This window comes from Vibrio sp. 10N.261.52.A1, assembly GCF_002876325.1.
In the GTDB taxonomy this organism is placed as follows: Bacteria; Pseudomonadota; Gammaproteobacteria; order Enterobacterales; family Vibrionaceae; genus Vibrio; species Vibrio chagasii.
The window spans coordinates 1-354 of the sequence record NZ_MCYD01000345.1; the positions used below are offsets into that span (position 1 = coordinate 1).

The 354-nt window shown below is 32.8% G+C and carries 1 pseudogene; it reads left to right on the forward strand.

The features are described 5' to 3' along the window. Window positions 1-158: 158 nt before the first annotated feature. Window positions 159-354, forward strand: a pseudogene (locus tag BCT81_RS04210) (ATP synthase subunit I); the annotation flags it as partial.

Sequence of the window (354 nt, forward strand, 5' to 3'; positions counted from 1 at the left end):
AATTAGTTTATACCGTTCTATTTCTTCAGGAGATATAAAACCAGCAAGATTATATCTTTGTTAACAAGCAAAGTTTTATTAACAAGTAAATGCGAGTAGCAAGACATATTCAAACTGTGTTTTATATGATCTTACACTGTTAAATATAAGGTTTTATTATGAGGCTTAACGGAATAAGTGGTGACATTCTTGTTGCTGCTAAAAGAGTTGTTCTCTGCCAAATAGTATTAGCCGTCGGTGTAGTTTTATATGAAGTGTTTTTTGGTAATAAAGTAGATATGGAATCATCAGCTTTGGGTATTGTTATTGCGATGCTACCTCCGCTGTTTGGTTTTATATATGCAAGCCTAAAGG